The organism is Halocatena salina, assembly GCF_023115355.1.
Taxonomy (GTDB): domain Archaea; phylum Halobacteriota; class Halobacteria; order Halobacteriales; family Haloarculaceae; genus Halocatena; species Halocatena salina.
Map to the genome: position 1 here is coordinate 1,801,463 of NZ_CP096019.1, position 15,636 is coordinate 1,817,098.

Annotated in this window: 19 protein-coding genes; 9 read left to right on the forward strand and 10 right to left on the reverse strand. The window is 59.8% G+C overall.

Going from position 1 to position 15,636, the window contains the following annotated elements:
* Positions 1–147 precede the first annotated feature (147 nt).
* Positions 148–1,278 carry an N-methyl-L-tryptophan oxidase gene (gene solA, locus MW046_RS09175; RefSeq protein ID WP_247992811.1) on the forward strand — a complete coding sequence of 377 codons (1,131 nt, stop codon included), beginning with the start codon at positions 148–150 and terminating at the stop codon, positions 1,276–1,278.
* Positions 1,279–1,306: 28 nt separating this feature from the next.
* Here solA and MW046_RS09180 read toward each other — a convergent pair whose 3' ends face one another.
* From MW046_RS09180 to rdfA, 3 genes are all read right to left on the reverse strand, one after another.
* Positions 1,307–2,458, reverse strand: a complete 1,152-nt coding sequence (locus MW046_RS09180; protein ID WP_247992812.1) for a hypothetical protein — start codon at positions 2,456–2,458, stop codon at positions 1,307–1,309.
* Between the two features lie 131 nt (positions 2,459–2,589).
* Positions 2,590–4,545, reverse strand: a complete 1,956-nt coding sequence (locus MW046_RS09185; protein WP_368411327.1) for an archaea-specific SMC-related protein — start codon at positions 4,543–4,545, stop codon at positions 2,590–2,592.
* Positions 4,546–4,644: 99 nt separating this feature from the next.
* Positions 4,645–5,328, reverse strand: coding sequence for a rod-determining factor RdfA (rdfA, locus tag MW046_RS09190; RefSeq protein WP_247992814.1), 684 nt, complete (start codon positions 5,326–5,328; stop codon positions 4,645–4,647).
* A gap of 690 nt (positions 5,329–6,018) precedes the next feature.
* On the opposite strand from rdfA, the gene MW046_RS09195 reads away from it, so the two are divergent.
* Both MW046_RS09195 and MW046_RS09200 read left to right on the forward strand, forming a co-directional pair.
* Positions 6,019–6,354, forward strand: a complete 336-nt coding sequence (locus MW046_RS09195; RefSeq protein WP_247992815.1) for a DUF5783 family protein — start codon at positions 6,019–6,021, stop codon at positions 6,352–6,354.
* A gap of 45 nt (positions 6,355–6,399) precedes the next feature.
* The gene (locus tag MW046_RS09200) at positions 6,400–6,753 is read left to right on the forward strand and encodes a NifU family protein (protein ID WP_247992816.1); all 354 of its coding nucleotides are present in this window, start codon (positions 6,400–6,402) and stop codon (positions 6,751–6,753) included.
* A 7-nt stretch (positions 6,754–6,760) separates the two neighbouring features.
* On the opposite strand, the gene MW046_RS09205 is transcribed toward MW046_RS09200, so the two are convergent.
* Positions 6,761–7,642, reverse strand: a complete 882-nt coding sequence (locus MW046_RS09205) for a ketopantoate reductase family protein (RefSeq protein WP_247992817.1) — start codon at positions 7,640–7,642, stop codon at positions 6,761–6,763.
* Between the two features lie 303 nt (positions 7,643–7,945).
* On the opposite strand from MW046_RS09205, the gene MW046_RS19725 reads away from it, so the two are divergent.
* Positions 7,946–8,104 carry a DUF7563 family protein gene (locus MW046_RS19725; protein ID WP_438268171.1) on the forward strand — a complete coding sequence of 53 codons (159 nt, stop codon included), beginning with the start codon at positions 7,946–7,948 and terminating at the stop codon, positions 8,102–8,104.
* On the opposite strand, the gene glmM is transcribed toward MW046_RS19725, so the two are convergent.
* Positions 8,101–9,402, reverse strand: coding sequence for a phosphoglucosamine mutase (gene glmM / locus MW046_RS09210; RefSeq protein WP_247992818.1), 1,302 nt, complete (start codon positions 9,400–9,402; stop codon positions 8,101–8,103). The genes MW046_RS19725 and glmM overlap by 4 nt on opposite strands.
* Before the next feature lie 159 nt (positions 9,403–9,561).
* Between glmM and rpiA the strand changes: the two genes are divergently transcribed.
* Positions 9,562–10,248: a ribose-5-phosphate isomerase RpiA gene (gene rpiA, locus MW046_RS09215; protein WP_247992819.1), complete on the forward strand. Its 687-nt coding sequence runs from the start codon at positions 9,562–9,564 to the stop codon at positions 10,246–10,248.
* Positions 10,249–10,298: 50 nt separating this feature from the next.
* Here rpiA and MW046_RS09220 read toward each other — a convergent pair whose 3' ends face one another.
* A complete protein-coding gene (locus MW046_RS09220) occupies positions 10,299–10,466 on the reverse strand; it encodes a DUF1931 family protein (protein ID WP_124956230.1) in 168 nt (55 codons plus the stop codon).
* 176 nt (positions 10,467–10,642) lie between these two features.
* Between MW046_RS09220 and larB the strand changes: the two genes are divergently transcribed.
* The 4 genes from larB to MW046_RS09240 all read left to right on the forward strand — a co-directional run bounded on the left by larB (position 10,643) and on the right by MW046_RS09240 (position 13,547).
* On the forward strand, positions 10,643–11,410 hold the full coding sequence (gene larB, locus MW046_RS09225; protein WP_247992820.1) for a nickel pincer cofactor biosynthesis protein LarB: 768 nt from the start codon (positions 10,643–10,645) through the stop codon (positions 11,408–11,410).
* A gap of 105 nt (positions 11,411–11,515) precedes the next feature.
* Positions 11,516–11,668 (forward strand): DUF7563 family protein, encoded by a 153-nt coding sequence (locus MW046_RS09230; RefSeq protein WP_247992821.1) that lies wholly within the window; start codon positions 11,516–11,518, stop codon positions 11,666–11,668.
* Positions 11,669–11,820: 152 nt separating this feature from the next.
* Positions 11,821–12,114, forward strand: coding sequence for a GIY-YIG nuclease family protein (locus tag MW046_RS09235; protein WP_368411404.1), 294 nt, complete (start codon positions 11,821–11,823; stop codon positions 12,112–12,114).
* Between the two features lie 56 nt (positions 12,115–12,170).
* Positions 12,171–13,547: a phosphoglucomutase/phosphomannomutase family protein gene (locus MW046_RS09240; RefSeq protein ID WP_247992822.1), complete on the forward strand. Its 1,377-nt coding sequence runs from the start codon at positions 12,171–12,173 to the stop codon at positions 13,545–13,547.
* Here the strand turns inward: MW046_RS09240 and MW046_RS09245 are convergent.
* Genes MW046_RS09245 through MW046_RS09260 form a run of 4 tightly spaced genes read right to left on the reverse strand, consistent with a single transcriptional unit; the run spans position 13,528 to position 15,589 of the window.
* Positions 13,528–13,917, reverse strand: a complete 390-nt coding sequence (locus tag MW046_RS09245; RefSeq protein WP_368411328.1) for a GNAT family N-acetyltransferase — start codon at positions 13,915–13,917, stop codon at positions 13,528–13,530. The genes MW046_RS09240 and MW046_RS09245 overlap by 20 nt on opposite strands.
* On the reverse strand, positions 13,917–14,117 hold the full coding sequence (gene samp2, locus MW046_RS09250; RefSeq protein ID WP_247992823.1) for a ubiquitin-like small modifier protein SAMP2: 201 nt from the start codon (positions 14,115–14,117) through the stop codon (positions 13,917–13,919). Before samp2 ends, MW046_RS09245 begins: the two co-directional genes overlap by 1 nt.
* Before the next feature lie 37 nt (positions 14,118–14,154).
* A complete protein-coding gene (locus MW046_RS09255; RefSeq protein ID WP_247992824.1) occupies positions 14,155–14,601 on the reverse strand; it encodes an acyl-CoA thioesterase in 447 nt (148 codons plus the stop codon).
* Positions 14,602–14,659: 58 nt separating this feature from the next.
* Entirely contained in the window at positions 14,660–15,589 is a 930-nt protein-coding gene (locus tag MW046_RS09260; RefSeq protein WP_247992825.1) for a PLP-dependent cysteine synthase family protein, read from the reverse strand.
* Between the last annotated feature and the right edge of the window lie 47 nt (positions 15,590–15,636).

Sequence of the window (15,636 nt, forward strand, 5' to 3'; positions counted from 1 at the left end):
CGCTCTTCACGGTGGTGGCGTTCTTGACCGTCGTGATCAACTCCTCGTCCCGATCGCCGTGGGTACTGATGGATGTTTGTCCTCTATCGTCATGTGCGCTTCTCGTGTAACCATCCTTTATCACATCTGGTGTCGTGATCCACGCTGATGGCTGTGACCAACTGTGACGTGGTGGTCGTCGGAGTGGGTGGCATGGGAAGCGCGACGGTCTCCCAGCTCGCCCGGCGAGGCTACGACGTCGTCGGTCTCGAACGGTACGATATCCCGCACGCGATGGGATCCTCCCACGGGATTACCCGTATCATCCGGCGGCCCCAGTACGAGGATCCGGCGTACGTTCCGCTAGTCGATCGGGCGCTCGATCGGTGGGCCGCGCTCGAAAAGGAGCACCCGCGTCAACTCCTCCACCGCGTCGGCAGCCTCGACATCGGTCCGCCCGAGGTGGGCGTGTACGCCGACTCGAAACGCTCGTGTGCGGTCCACGACATTCCTCATGAGGATCTCTCCAGCTCGGAGTTGAACGAGCGGTTCGGCTACGAGCTCCCGGATACCCACCGGGCAGTGTACCAGTCCGACGGTGGTTTTCTTCACTGTGAACAGTGCATCGTTGCCCACGTGCAGGATGCCCACGCCCACGGTGGAACAGTTCGGGCAAGAGAGGCTGTCGAGGAGTGGACCGCAAGCGAGTCAGGCGTCAGCGTTCGAACCGACCGGCGGGAGTACGCGGCCGACCGTATGATCGTCACTGCGGGCGCGTGGACCAGCCAGTTTCTTCCCTCGTTCTCCCATCTGCTCCAACCTGAACGGCAGGTGTTGGGCTGGTTCCAGCCCGACCTCCCCGAACGGTTTTGCCCAGAGAACTTTCCGGTGTTCGTCTGTGAGGTCGATGACGATCACTACTACGGTTTTCCGGCCTACGAGAGACCGGGATTCAAACTCGGGAAGTTCAACCACCGTGGGGAGACCGGACCACCGGTCGAACTGGCCCGCGAACCCGACCGAGAGGACGAACGACTCCTCCGTGAGTTCGCCGAGGAATACGTCCCGAGCGGAGCCGGACCAACGATGGGTCTCTCGACATGTATGTTCACTAACACCCCCGACGAGGATTTCCTTCTCGACACTCATCCTGATTACGAGTCCATCGTCGTGGGTGCGGGCTTTTCCGGACACGGCTTCAAGTTCGCCAGCGTGATCGGTGAAATCCTCACTGATCTCGCTGTCGAGGGACGAACGGACCACCCGATCGATCCGTTCGCCATCGACCGGTTCGACTGAGCCACACCGGGCTACAGAGCCCACCGGGCTACACTGACAGCGGGTCGGACACTGTCTCGGTTTCGTGTTCGGCGGCGTGCTTTCGGAGCCACTTCCGTCCGCGGTCGGTCGCTCGGGGGCCGAAGTCGTTGTTTTCTACCTGAAACCGTCCGTTGCCCCGGCTCTGCTGGATGATCGACTCGCGACCGTGGCGTTCGAGCAGCGGTACCGCCTCACACCAACTGTCTCGGACCCACGAGTTGGCCCTCGGTTCCCCTCGGAGCACGACGGCGGCCGAATTCGTCGTCTCGAACACGGTGTGGTGAACGCGCAGATACTTCCCTGCCAACGGTCCGGTGTGATCATCGAGGTTTTGGCTGAGCCGATGCATGTCGAAGGCGTGTCTGACAGCGTGCGGACCGACCACATTGAATCGGGCTTCGTATCCGTTTTCCCGGTGTCCGAACGCAGCCACCGCATGCCGGTTGTAATCGAAGTAGTTCCATTCGATCAGATGGATACCGTTGCGGAGATCGAGTCCGTAGCCGAGGGTGTCCATCTGGTTGTGATGAATCGCGTTGTGGTGGACGTGTGAGCCGGTCGGTGTCTCTCCGGTTCCAAAACTGACCGCAGCGTGTGTCCAACCTGCCAGCTCGCAGTGGTCGATTTCGATATCGTCGCCGGTGAATTCGAACGCCCGCGCATAGTACGATGACGCCGGCCGAGACTTCGACCGCGGATCGAAATACTCCGTTTCGGGACCGACTACCCGCAGTCCCGTCACTCTGATTCCCGACTCAGGGGATCGAAAGACAGTCGGTGCGGTAGCTGGCACCGTGATCTGTGCCCCCGGACCATCGAGTCCGCGATCGCTGGCGATCGTGACGTTCGCTGCGATCGAAAGTGGCATCGACACCGAATCGTCCAAACGGAGATCGGTTCCGTTCGGTAGCCAGACTGTCGCACCCGGCGTCGAAAGTGCCCCACGAAGGTCTGATACCGTCTCGACCACGTGGGTCGCGTCCGCTCGTCTGACCCGCCCGCCCCGAGCGATAAAGCCCAGTGGCTCCGACTGTTTGACGCCCGCGATCGAAAGACATCCACTGGAGAACACCCCCCCCGTGATCCCCGCTGTCAACGCGAGCACTTCCCGTCGGGTCTGGCTCACGGTCGACGACCCTGCAGGCTCTCCGTCACCCATACCAACGCCACCTGCGCCACGGAGTATAAGCTATCCCCTTTCCCGACCGCCTAGATCATCTAATATGTAAGAAATAAGTTGTGATAGGTGATCTTCGTGTAGAAATGTACAATTGATTCTGTCGTTTTCCGTTATATCTCGGTCACGCGTTGGTACTCCTGATCGACGGCAGCCGCATCTTCGGGGAGCAGCGCGACGACGAGGAACTCGGCGTAGTCGGCAACGTACTCGATGAGCGCAGCGATGCGATCGGAGTCGATCGCCTCGAGGGAATCCAGTAGCATGATCGGGACCGATTCGTGCACTTCGTGGACGAGATAGCCCGCGAGGGCAAACACCAGTCCTGTGACCTCCCGTTCACTTTCCGAGAGGTGATCGACGGTGTCCTCGTAAGCAGTTCCCGATTCAGTGCTACGAATGACGTGGAGATCGAACGTCCGCTCGGAGACGGTTCGCCGTCCCTTGGTGACTTCGTGTTCGGTTCGTTCGATCCAGATGCGTTCGAGATTGGCGTATTCGAGCAGATCCAACACGGTTTCCATGTGGTCGTTGAACTGTTCGATCGCCTGTTTCTCGATCTGCTGGATGCGCGTTCGGAGATCGGCGAGATTCTCTTGTACCGTCTCCTGTCGCTGTTTGAGTTCGTCGCGCTGTTCGACCCGCGCTTCGATGTCGTCGATCTCGGACTCGACGGATTCGCGCTGGCTCTGTATCCGGCCAAGCTCGAACTCGAGTTGGTTCGCTTCCTTATGAAGATCGAGAATGTCGCTGTAATCCTCCTCTTGAAGGTCCTCGACGTTGTCTTCGAGCCGTTCGATCTCCGATTCCAGTTCATCACGCTCCGATTGCAGCTCTTCGATCCTCGTCTCGCGGCGTTCGAGTTCCGTGTCGATCTGTTCGAGCCGTCGTTCGAGCCGATCGCGTTCGCGCTGGTGTTCTTCGAGCGTGTTCTTCTCCTCCTGTAGTTGGCTGATCTCGTTTCGGAGCGAGTTTCGCTCTTCGAACCGTTCCGACCGGAACTGCTGGAGCCGATCGAGCGTCTCTTCGATCTCCGATTTCGGGACCTCGCTCCCACACGTCCAACAGACGACGCTCTCGGTGTCTGCAACCAGCTGATCGGTGAGTGCTTCCGCCTCGGTGTCGCTTTCACCTCGAAGCGAGTCGACGATCTCGCGGCTCGTCCCGTCGAGCATTTCCTCGTTGAACTGGATGATCGTCTGTAGTTCGTTGACTGTGGTATCGATCGATCGTAGACGATCGCGCAGCCGTCCGATCTCCGTCTCGATCTCCTCGATATCCCCGACGGGCGTTCCTGGAAGCTCTTCGAGTTCCGTTTGAAGCTCCGATCGCTCTTTTTGCAGGGCTTGGAGGCTTTCGCGCTGGGTGTCTAGTTCGTACCGGGTGTCGTCTAAGGATGCTCGCGCGTCGTGAAGCTCGTCAAGCGCCGCCTCCAGCTCGCGTTTGTCGGCCCGACTGTCCTCGACGTCTGCGTCGGCTTCTGCTAGTTCCTCCTCTTTCGCTTCGAGGGCGTCCTGTTTCTCCGAGATCTGTTGGGTGAGCGATGTCCGGCGGTCTTCCAGCTCGACGAGCTGGTCCGCGAGCGCGTCGAGATCCGATAGCTCGGTTTCGATCTTGCGCTGCTCGGCTTCGAGTTGCTTGATTTCAGCTTGAATCGCGTCCGTATCCACAGGCCGCATGATAAGTTCTCGAAGATCCTCACTCCGAGCGACTGCTTGTCTGGCCTCGTTCGACTCCAACAGAAACGCGAACAGATCTGCCAGCTCTGTGTCATCGAGGTACGGATCCCCACCGGTGATGATCGTTCCGTTATGGCGCTCTAACGTCCGGTTGTACGTTTCATCACCGATCGTCATCTCGACTGCTCCCTCGGTCGCGTCACCCTTCAACGAGACGCGATCGCTTCCGAAGGCAGCCATGATTGCCTGCAACAACGATGTACGATTAGTTGCGTTTCGACCGGCGAGTGCAGTGACTCCTGGTGTGAACTCGACGGTCGTGCTGTCGATACCGCCGATGTTCTCTACGGAGAGCTGCATCTTTTCCGTTCCAATCTGCGATGCTCCCATATATGTATTCCTCAGAGAGCCACCTATTTAACTCCTCAGACTCGTAGATGACGAGAACGTCTGTCTCGGGGTTACAGATGTAATTTCGTAACGGCTAGCTCAATCGAGCGATTCGACGGTATTATCATCCGTTGATACACAGTCACAGTGCCCCCGTTCGAGGAGTTCTACAACACTGTATCTGGTTCCACAGTCCTGACAGGTTACAGTCACGTCAACGAGAACGTCGAAGTCGCCGATCTTGAGACGGTCGGTGTTTTCGAGCGTCGAGAGGTTGTCCTCGGTGACACGGAGCGTTCGGTGAGAGAGGCGTTGGATCGCCTGTGTAACGCTTTCGATCCGGTCGTTGTCGTCAGTCGCCGGTGCTGAGTGGCGCGCACCCCGGTATTTCGTGAGATACGTGTGGACTGCCTGATGGGAGACGAAATCTCGTTCGAGCTTATCGATCGCGACCCCATCGCGTTTCAGGTCGTTCCGGGCCTGTGTGCGGACACCACTGCTGACGTCATCACCCGTGAGCAACCGATACACGTTATCAACCTCGCCATCGATCGGTTGACGACCAGCCCGCGTCATCGCTACTTCGAGGAGGTGTTTGTTCAACCAGTCTGCGAGCTCGCGGAGGCTGTATCGCTCCTCGCTGTTGCCCGTCCATCGTGCCTCCATCGTCTGTCCGAGACCGTCCAAGTCGTACTCGACCAGAACGCGACCGACTTTACTGGTGGTATGTGACTGGTCTGATTCTTTATCATCAGACTCGGTCCCATCCCCTTGATCGTTCATTCTAGTCACCGTAACGTCCTCAATACGAATAAGTGTTCATTTCTTAGCGTCACTGTTCGGCCCGATATTCGACTACACGGGGGTGTATCTCTCCGACGTCCCGTTTCTCGGCCGTGGGTGTGAATACCACTTCCCGCTTGCCGTATCTGTCATATGCTGTGAGTGAGTGCGGGTCGCTACCACGTCACGCTTGAGTGCTTTCTTCTCGCCCGAACGATACCTCGTGTGCACTAGGATCATATCTACTCTTATATGTTTCTGCTATACCATAGAGGGAATAAACATAAAATATTGAATTCGAACTCCGTTCGTATTGGATGTATTACTAATAGCGGTAACTCCCACCGATAGTCCCTTTCAGCTTCGCTCGTCTCGACGCGACCGAGCCGGCATTCCCTGCTCGTTGTCCAAAACTATTTACCACGTTTATACGATTGATTACTGTATATATGTAGGCGACGTACCGATCGATACAGAAGCATCTCGAACGGCGTACCACCAGTCCGTCGGTATCGGCCACCGCTGGAACGCCTCGTCTCAGGTGATTCGAGACACGACTGATGGGACGTTCAACGTGCGCTACGTTCGTCACGAGTTTGGCTCGATTTGTCGTTCTCGGTTCGGTATATCAGCATACGATTCATCCGGATGGATCGCCCGACTTTTACCGGTTTCGAGCAATGATCACACATGACCGAGTTCGATCCCGAGCGGTTCGAGGACAAGTACGTCCACTACTTCCCGGAGCTACAGGAGGCGTACAAGCGCGCGTTCGAGACGATGAACGAGCAGTACGACTCACAGTTGATTCACGCCATCGACCAGCAGGTGCTCAATGAGTCCGAACCGTTCTACGACGACGGGTTCACTATCGAGCTACCGGAGGATCCTACCGAGCGGGTGAGCGGTGTCGTCGTATCTGACGACAAGGTCGATCGCGTTCTCGACCGATACGTCACGGAACTCCGTCGGGAACTAGCGGCCGTGTTCGATCTCGAGCCGACGGAAGACCAACACGAAAAATGAAACGGCGTGAAAAACCATAAGCGTACTCAGCCGCTACCGATCACTATGAGCACGGAAACCCAGCGGTCGGACGACGAACTCCGAGAGGAAGTGACCAACTTCCTGCGCCGGAATTTCCCCCAGATCCAGATGCACGGCGGGAGCGCAGCGATCCAGCATCTCGACGCCGAAGCGGGCGAAGTAACCGTCGCGCTCGGTGGCGCGTGTAGTGGCTGTGGCATCTCTCCGATGACCATCCAGGCAATCAAAAGCCGGATGGTGTCCGAAATCCCCGAGATCACGACGGTCAACGCCGAAACCGGGATGGGCGGCGGTGGCGATCATTCGACTTCACCGTCGTTCCCCGGTGAAATGACCCGCGACGACGAGAGCGACGAAGGACCGCAGGCACCCTTCTAACCCGCAATCATCGCAACCCTCGTTCGTGTTCCCACGCCCGGAGCAGTCCGGCGAGCGTCGTGTTCACCGGTGTGTCGTCGTACTCGGCGACGTATCCGTTGATGGCGTCGATCTCCGTCGGCCGTTCTGAGCGCACATCTTGGAGCATCGAGGACGTGTTATCGGCTGTCGCGTCGATGACGCGTCTGACGGCTTCGACGACTTCATCACCGGTGAGGTCGATCCCTTCCTGTCGAGCGGCGTGAGCCGTCTCTCTCGCGGCTGTTTCGGCGATCTCGGTCGCTGGTCCTGCATCCAGCTCCCCGTTTTTGATTCGTGCGAGTGCAGTCGGCGCGTTGATCCCCGTGTTGACCGCGAGCTTCTCCCAGAGCCGTCGGGGCATATCCTCGGCCACCGTTGCTATGAGTCCAGCCGCCTCGAACGCGCTGGCAACTCGATCGGCGTGCTTCGATCGTCCGCCGTCCGGTGGCCCGAGCACGATCTCACCCACACCAGTACACCGTACACGGCCCGGTTCATACGTTGCTCCATACGTACACGTCCCGGCAAGAACGCCGTCAAGGTGCTCCGAGAGGATCCTCTCGTTACCGAGTCCGTTTTGGAGCGACAGTACGGCGTGTGGCTCACACCTCACGAGTGCTCGTGCCGCTTGGGACGTGTCGAATGATTTAACGGTCACGATCGCGAGATCGACGCTCGCACTCGCGGGCACTGTCGTCCGGGCGTTCGGCGTCACCCTGACATCCATTTTTCCTTCCACGACCAACCCCCCGTCGCGTACCGACCTCATGTGTGGCTTCCGGCCGACCATCGTCACGTCGTGTACTCGGGCGAGCATCCCCCCGATGAGGCTCCCGAGGCTTCCCGCACCGAAGACGAGGATCTTCATATCCCCTGTTACACCACGTCTGTCCTCAGGATATCGGTCTCATGTGGTTCCCAACCTCCAAACTCGCGTTCGAACTAAATCATCATGTATGAAACAGTATTGTTGTCTCAATGCGTTTGATTCGTCGTACTTCACGAGCACGAACTTTGTACGATAATAAAATTGAGATTTATATCTACTGTATTATCGATACACGATCTTTGAGTGATCGTCCGTACCGGTCGAGTACAGGCTTCCGACCGAGTAGCGTGTTCATACCTACCACACCACCGTTATGTAAAACGCGATCGTATTCTACGTCGTATGCCGGAATGCCAGAATTGTGGTGCATTTGTCACCCGAGCGTATGCACGCGTGTTCACCCCAATTGGCGTCCAGAATCCCCGGGTCTGTCCGAACTGTGAGGATAAGATCCGGGACGGAGCAAGCGTACGAGAGGCTCGTTCGACGCGACGAACTTAATTTACTAATTCTGTAGCACGCTTGAGAGCCGTTTGTGCCTGCCGTTCGTCTCGTGCTTCTGCTGTGATTCGAACGAGTGGCTGCGTTCCGCTCGCGCGGACGAGAAACCACGCATCGCCGAGATCCACCCGGACACCATCGAGGGTCGTTACGGCCGTTTCATCGTACTCGGTGTGCACTCGCTCGCGGACTGCGGCCATGGTTTCTGCTTTGTCGTTGGTTTCGACGTTCGTGCGTCGGATCGGATAGCTCGGGATCGCCTCGATGCGCTGTTCGATCGGTTGCTCGGCAGCAAGTTCGACGAGCCGACAGGCTGCGAGTGGTCCGTCGGGACAACGGGTCTGTTCGGGCCAGATCCATGCGCCACTGGGTTCACCACCGAAAGGAACGCCGTCGCCGACCGCCGACGCGACGTATACATCGCCGACGGGCGTGTGCTCGACTCCGACCCCTTGGGTGTCGAGGTGGTCCTCGACGGCGAGACTCGTATCGACGGGTACGGCAACCCGATCCCCGTCGTCGGTCGACGTCGCCGCCAACAGCCCGAGTAAAGCGTCTTTGGGAACGAACTGCCCCGTTCCGTCGACAGCCATCATCCGGTCGGCGTCGCCATCATGGGCAATACCGAGGTCAGCGTCGGTTTCCGATACGGTCGCACAGAGGGTAGAGAGAGTCTCAGCGGTCGGTTCGCTCGGCCGACCGGGAAATCTGCCGTCGGGCTGTGCATTAAGCGTTTCGACGTGACACCCCAACTCGACGAGGGCGTCGACGGTGACGCCCCCGGCTCCATTGCCGAGATCGACGACGACGTGGGGCGGGGTGTCGAGCGTCGTGGCGTCGACGAGCGCTTTGACGTGGCGTTCGGTCGCGTCGGCCGTGGTGTAGCTCCCTTGCTCGTCCCATCCCCGGAGTTCCGAAGCGACGCCATCACGCACGCGCGCTTCGACCGTCTCGCGTAGCTCTGCACCGAACGCTTGTCCGTCCGGCTGCCAGAGTTTCAGTCCGTTGTCCTCCGGCGGGTTGTGAGAAGCGGTGATCGAACAGCCAGCATCGGCGTCGTACCAACCGACAGCACGGGCGACGGTCGGCGTTGCCGCCAACGCGAGGTCCACGACATCCGCACCGACTTCGCGCGCCCCGGCGGCGAACGCATCCGCTAGAATCCGTCCGCTTTCGCGTGGATCCCGGCCCATCACGATCCGGTCCGCGTCGACGCCGACTGCCCGCCCGATCGCGAGCGCAAGCTCTGCGGTCACCTCCTCTCCGACAGGACCACGAATACCGCTCGTTCCGAACATGCTCGTCCCTCAACGCTCGTGATGAAAACGGCTGCGATCCCTCTTTTTTGCGTTCGGTGTGCTTCGTTCACCCAGCGGTTTCACCCCCGACAGCGATGTTCGAAGGGTCTCTGCAGACGAAGGTGATGGTTTTTCAGCCGTCGCCCGAAACTGGCGGTCATGAAAGCATCGGACGGTACCGACGAGGCAAAGCGCCGCGCCGGGGAGTCAGCAGCCCAACAGGTAGAGAGCGGCATGGTCGTCGGTCTCGGAACGGGCAGCACGGCGGCCCACGCGATCCGAGCGCTCGGCGAGAAGGTCACGGCCGGGATGGAGATCCACGGCGTTCCGACATCGTATCAGTCTCGCAGCCTTGCCCGCGAGGTCGGGATTCCCCTCTGCACGCTCGAGGAAGCACGTCCGGATATCGCTATCGATGGCGCGGATCAACTGCGACTCGATGGCGCGTTGGTGAAAGGCGGTGGCGCAGCCCACGCGCGCGAAAAAATCGTCGACACGAGCGCAACGCGCTGTCTCATCGTCGCTGACGACACCAAACTCACCGACACGCTTGATCACCCCGTTCCAGTCGAACTGCTTCCTGATGCCATCTCGACGGTCGAACGCGCGATTCGCAAACGAGACGGCGATCCCACCTTACGAACCGCACGGAGAAAGGATGGTCCCGTCGTCACCGACAACGGAAATCTCGTCTTCGACTGTGCGTTCGGACCGATCGAAACCCCGAAGTCGCTTGCAACATCGCTGTCTGCGATTCCCGGCATCGTCGAACACGGGATCTTTACCGACGTGGCTACGGAGATTCACATCGGTTCGAGCGACGACGTTACTATCCACTCCGTGTGATTCACGACTGAGGAAAACGATACGGTGCAGTACCGTACGATACCGCGACCTTACAGGTCGCGAGGCTGGACTGTCTTACGATCGTTCTCCTGTGCACGACGTGCAGCGTCGTCGAGGAGATCCTGGACCTCCTCGTCGAGCGCGTCGTAGAAATCCGACGCCACGTTCATCTCATTAAGCGCGTCCTTTACGGCGGCTTTGACGATTAGATCTGCCATACAGAAACCCCTTCACGGACTTCCTTTATAAACTTTCTCAAATACGGAACCTCTCTGTGGTGATGACGGCATTTTCTGGTCACAGTAGATAGGAATCAAAGTATATTTCATATGACAATATGGAGAATACATCTCGGAGTCGATGCCTAGGTGTGTTTCCGGGCCTGAGATGGAATATGCGTGAGCTACTGGAGTCCGTCGCCGCGGGCGAGTTATCGATCGAACAAGCGGAGGCAGAACTGGCTGGCTACGCAACGGGGGAAACGGGACGATTCGATGCCGCGCGCGGGTCTCGTACCGGCGTTCCCGAAGTGATACTCGCGGCTGGCAAGACGCCCGAAGAAACCGCATCGATGGCTGCGCTCGCGGTCGAGACGACCGATCGGGCAATCGTCACTCGCGTCGATTCCCCGACCGCAGCTGCGATCGAGGACCGCCTCGCCCAAGCACACCCAGAGGCCACTATCGATCACACGGACCGCTCGGAGACGCTCGTCATCCACGGGCCGTCGTTCGATCCACCCACTCTCGACGCGGACGTCGGGATCGTTACCGCCGGGACGTCCGACGCCGGACCGGCCGGGGAGGCGGCAACCATCGTGAGCGAGATGGGGGCACACCTGACACGGATCGACGATGTCGGCGTTGCTGGTATCGCTCGACTGATCGACCGACTCGAACTGTGTCGGTCCCAAGACGTCCTCATCGTCGCTGCGGGTCGGGAGGGCGCGCTTCCAACCGTGCTTGCGGGATTGGTCGATGTGCCACTGATCGGTCTCCCCGTTTCAAACGGGTACGGCTACGGTGGCGACGGCCGAGCCGCGCTTTCTGGGATGCTCCAGTCGTGTACCCCGATCACTGTCGTGAACATCGATGCTGGATTCACCGCTGGCGCGCAAGCCGGTCTCATCGCGCGCGGATTCGATACCGCTCGTAGCGACTGATCGTACTCTCGTTGTATTCTCTGATATGAACTATCGAAATTACGAGGATATATAGGTGTTGAATATCAAAAGGGTACTGCTGACACACACCGTGTCGGTATAACAATGGCCAAGTGCGACCACTGTGGCGCGCACGTCTCCGGACGCTTTGCCCGCGTCTTCGCTGATGAGAGTGGGACGATCTTGGCGTGTCCTAACTGTTCGGCGAACGCGGGGATCGCAGAGGTATCCCGGGACCGCGCCGGAAATATCCGATGAGGCTATCATCGAACCGTCGTTTGAGCTTGACACACTCTCGCGGCTGAAACGGCAAGAATATGATAGTTCTTGCTGACCAGCCCAAACCCGAATTTTGGGGGATTTTGCGGGCCTGTACGGGTAACTGTTCACGACATCTCATCGTTGATATGATGGGTTTGGATGGTCGACCCCAACGGATTTCTTGGATTCAGTCGTATCCGTTCGGTGTGCATTACGTGTACGTGCTGCGCTGTGGGGATGGGTCGTTGTACACTGGGTACACAACCGATGTGAACCGCAGGCTCGAACAACACCGAGCCGGCGACGGTGCGAAATACACCCGTGGTCGTGGCCCGTTGACGGTCGTCCACACCGAGGCGTACGAAACCCGGTCGGCCGCCATGTCCCGAGAACATGAGATCAAACAGCTCTCCCACGACGACAAGGAACAGCTCATCGACTGACGGCTTCCCCGGATCGAGTGGGGGAGGTTTTTATTCGTGCCGTTGGAGAGCCGAGTATGGACCCCGAAGATCAGATCGTGTTCGGCACTGACGGTTGGCGTGATACACTCGATACGTTTACCGAGCCTCGGGTGCGGATCGTCGCCCAAGCGATCGCAACCCAGATCGAAACGGGAACGGTTGCGGTGGGATACGACGCTCGTGATGGGTCGCGTGACTTTGCGGACGCGGTCGCCGACGTGCTCACCGACAACGGGATCGACGTGATCGTCAGCGAACGCGACTGTCCGACGCCGGTGCTCGCGTGGACGATCACTGACCGTGATCTCGATGGCGGCGTGATGATCACGGCGAGCCACAATCCACCGGAGTATAACGGCATCAAGTTCCTTCCGCCGGACGGAGCACCCGCGTTGCCGTCTGTGACTGACGAACTGAGCGACCAGTTGGCAGACCCGACCGCAGTGGCGGTCTCCGAACGCGGTGATCGACACGACGATACGTTCACGACCGCGTACGGACAGCACGCCTTCGCATTCGTGGATTCTCACCTCGATCTAGAGGGAACGACGATCGCCTACGACGCGATGTACGGCAGCGGTCGCGGCGTCACCGACGCGTTGTTAGCTGAGACCGGTGCGGCTGTCGATCGGCTCCGGTGTGAGCGCGATCCGACGTTTGGGGGGACACCGCCCGAACCGAGCGCCGACCGGCTCGAATCCCTCACCGAACGCGTTACCGCCGGTCCCGCGTCGCTTGGCATCGCCAACGATGGCGACGCCGATCGGATCGCCGTCATCACCCCCGATCGGGGCTATCTCGACCCGAACCTCTACTACGCGGTGTTGTACGAGTATCTCCTCGAAACGTCGTCCGGCCCGGCGGTTCGAACGGTGTCGACCACGCATCTCATCGATCGCATCGGTGCCGCCCACGGCGAACGCGTGATCGAGACGCCGGTCGGATTCAAGTGGGTTGCGGATGCGATGGCAGAGCACGACGCGATCATCGGTGGCGAAGAGAGCGGTGGCTTCGGTCTCACGCCCCACCTCCGGAACAAAGACGGCGTCTTGCTCGCGCTGTTGACGGCCGCCGCCCACGCTGAGCGACCGCTCGACGACCGTGCTGACGACATCACCGAGACGTACGGCGAGATCCATCAAGATCGGCTGAGCGTCGCCTGTCCCGACGATCGAAAATCCGGCGTGCTTTCCGAACTGGAAAACGTCATTCCCGACCGCGTTGCCGGGACGGCAGTGGAATCGATCGGGACGAGCGACGGCTTCAAAATCAACCTCGAAGACGGCTCGTGGCTGCTCGTCAGACCGAGCGGCACCGAGCCGAAGCTCCGCGTGTACGCCGAAGCGGATTCGGACGCGCGCGTCAACGAACTGTTGGTGGCCGGGGAGGATCTCACCGAGCCGCTGGTTTAACGCCTCGCCATCGATCGCCCGTCCGTTCGATGTCGAAGCCCAACGACTCGTAGAACTCGCTCACACCCGGACGGAACGCGGCGGTAAGTCGCCCGCGCGTGCTCGCGGCGTCGACGAGCGCCGTCCCGATCCCCTGTCCGCGTCGGTTCGGACGCACCGCGATCGCCTCGATGTGGGTGTCGTCCAGTACCACCGTCCCGAGAATCCGCTCCTCCTCGGTGGCGACCAGAACGGCTCCCGACGAGAGCCTGTCTCTGACCGTTTCCACGGCGATATCGAGCAACGCAGCGTCGAGAATCGCCATCACCGTCGGAAGCGCCTCGGCTCTGGCGGGGCGAACGTCGAACTGCGGCGCGATGTGATCAGTCACTAGCCACCTTTGATGAGCCGGAGCACGCGGACGTGTTCGGCGTCGATGGCACCGTCGTCGGGGACCGGTCGTCCGTCGACGAGGACGGTGGCCTCGTGTGGACTCAACCCGACTGCACCGAGGAGATCGCCGTATGTTGCGTTGGCTCCGAGTTCGAGCTCCTGTGTTTCACTCCCCACGATCTCGGCCGTGACGCGCATACTCGTGTGTTCGTCCGCGAACGCTTGAGCGTGGCGTTCACTCGTCTCTGCTCTCGCCGTTGAGTGCGGCCTCTTGGAGCCGCTTCCCGCGCTCGGTCGAAACGGTGAGTTCGGGCACCGATGTCGGCTCCCGGTCCTCATCGATCGCAACGTAGACGAAATACGATTCGGTGGTCTGTTCTTGCGTTCCCGTCTGGGGATCTTCCCGGTACGCCCGCAGCCGCACGCGCATACTCGTCCGTCCAACGTCGTACACGTACGCTTCGATGAGCGCGAGATCGCCCACCATGATCGGCCGTTGGAAATCGACGTGATTGATGTGGGCGGTCACACACGATTCCTTTGAAAACCGCATGGCCGCCATCGCACCGATCTCGTCCATCCATTTCAACACGTGGCCCCCGTGGGCGGTTTCGAGGATGTTGGCGTGATTGGGCTGGATCATCCACCGGTTTTCCATGTGCGTATCCAGCAGATCTGGCATCGTTTGTCTTTACACCGCTGGCAGGCAAGGCTCTGATGGTGTCCACCCAGAACGACTATCACCCCTCACGGTCGGTCTGGGCATCGAACATCCCTGTCGACATGTATCGTTCGCCGCTGTCCGGAAACACCGTCACGACGAGTGGGTCGTCGGGCGTATCGTTCTCGTCTGCGAGCCGGGTGGCGACCCGTTTGGCCGCGACGTTCGCTGCCCCGCTGGACTGTCCGACGAGCAGTCCCTCCTCTCTCGCGAGCTGTCGACATTCGGCTTCTGCGGTGTCGATCGAAACCGTCTCGATCGAATCGACGAGATCCAGATCCAGATTGTCACTCACGAACCCCGGACCCATCCCCTGAAACGAGTCTTCACCCGATTCACCGGTCGAGAGCACCGCATTGGCCTCGGGTTCGACGGCGACGACCTCCATCTCGGGAAACGCTTCGCGCAGTCGGCGACCGACGCCGGTGATCGTCCCACCGGTTCCGACGCCCGCAACGAACGCGTCGATCGTCCGGTCTTCCACTTGGTGGAGGATTTCATCCCCGGTTGTCCGGTAGTGTGCCTCCGTATTCGCCGGGTTCTCGAACTGTCGCAGCTGCACCATCCCCTCTTCGGTGAGGTGATCGGCGCGATCTTTCGCGTCGCTGATGTCGCCGTCCACGAGATCGAGGTCGGCACCGTATGCTCGCATGATTCGTCGGCGTTCGGGTGATTTCGAATCCGGCATGACGATCGTGAGATCGTACCCCTTGGCGGCAGTGACGACCGCGAGACCGATCCCGGTGTTGCCGCTCGTCGGCTCGACGAGCCGATCGCCCGGCGATATCATCCCTTCTGCTTCCGCTCGTTCGACCATCCCCAATGCCGGGCGATCCTTTGCGCTGCCTGCGGGGTTTTTCGATTCGAGCTTCGCCCCGATCGTCGATCCCGGCGGAGAATGGACTTCTACCAGCGGCGATCCGATGGTGTCGAGGACGGAATCGTTCATACGTTCCGTTCCCGATGGGACGCTAAAGACGTGGCGAACCGAACAGA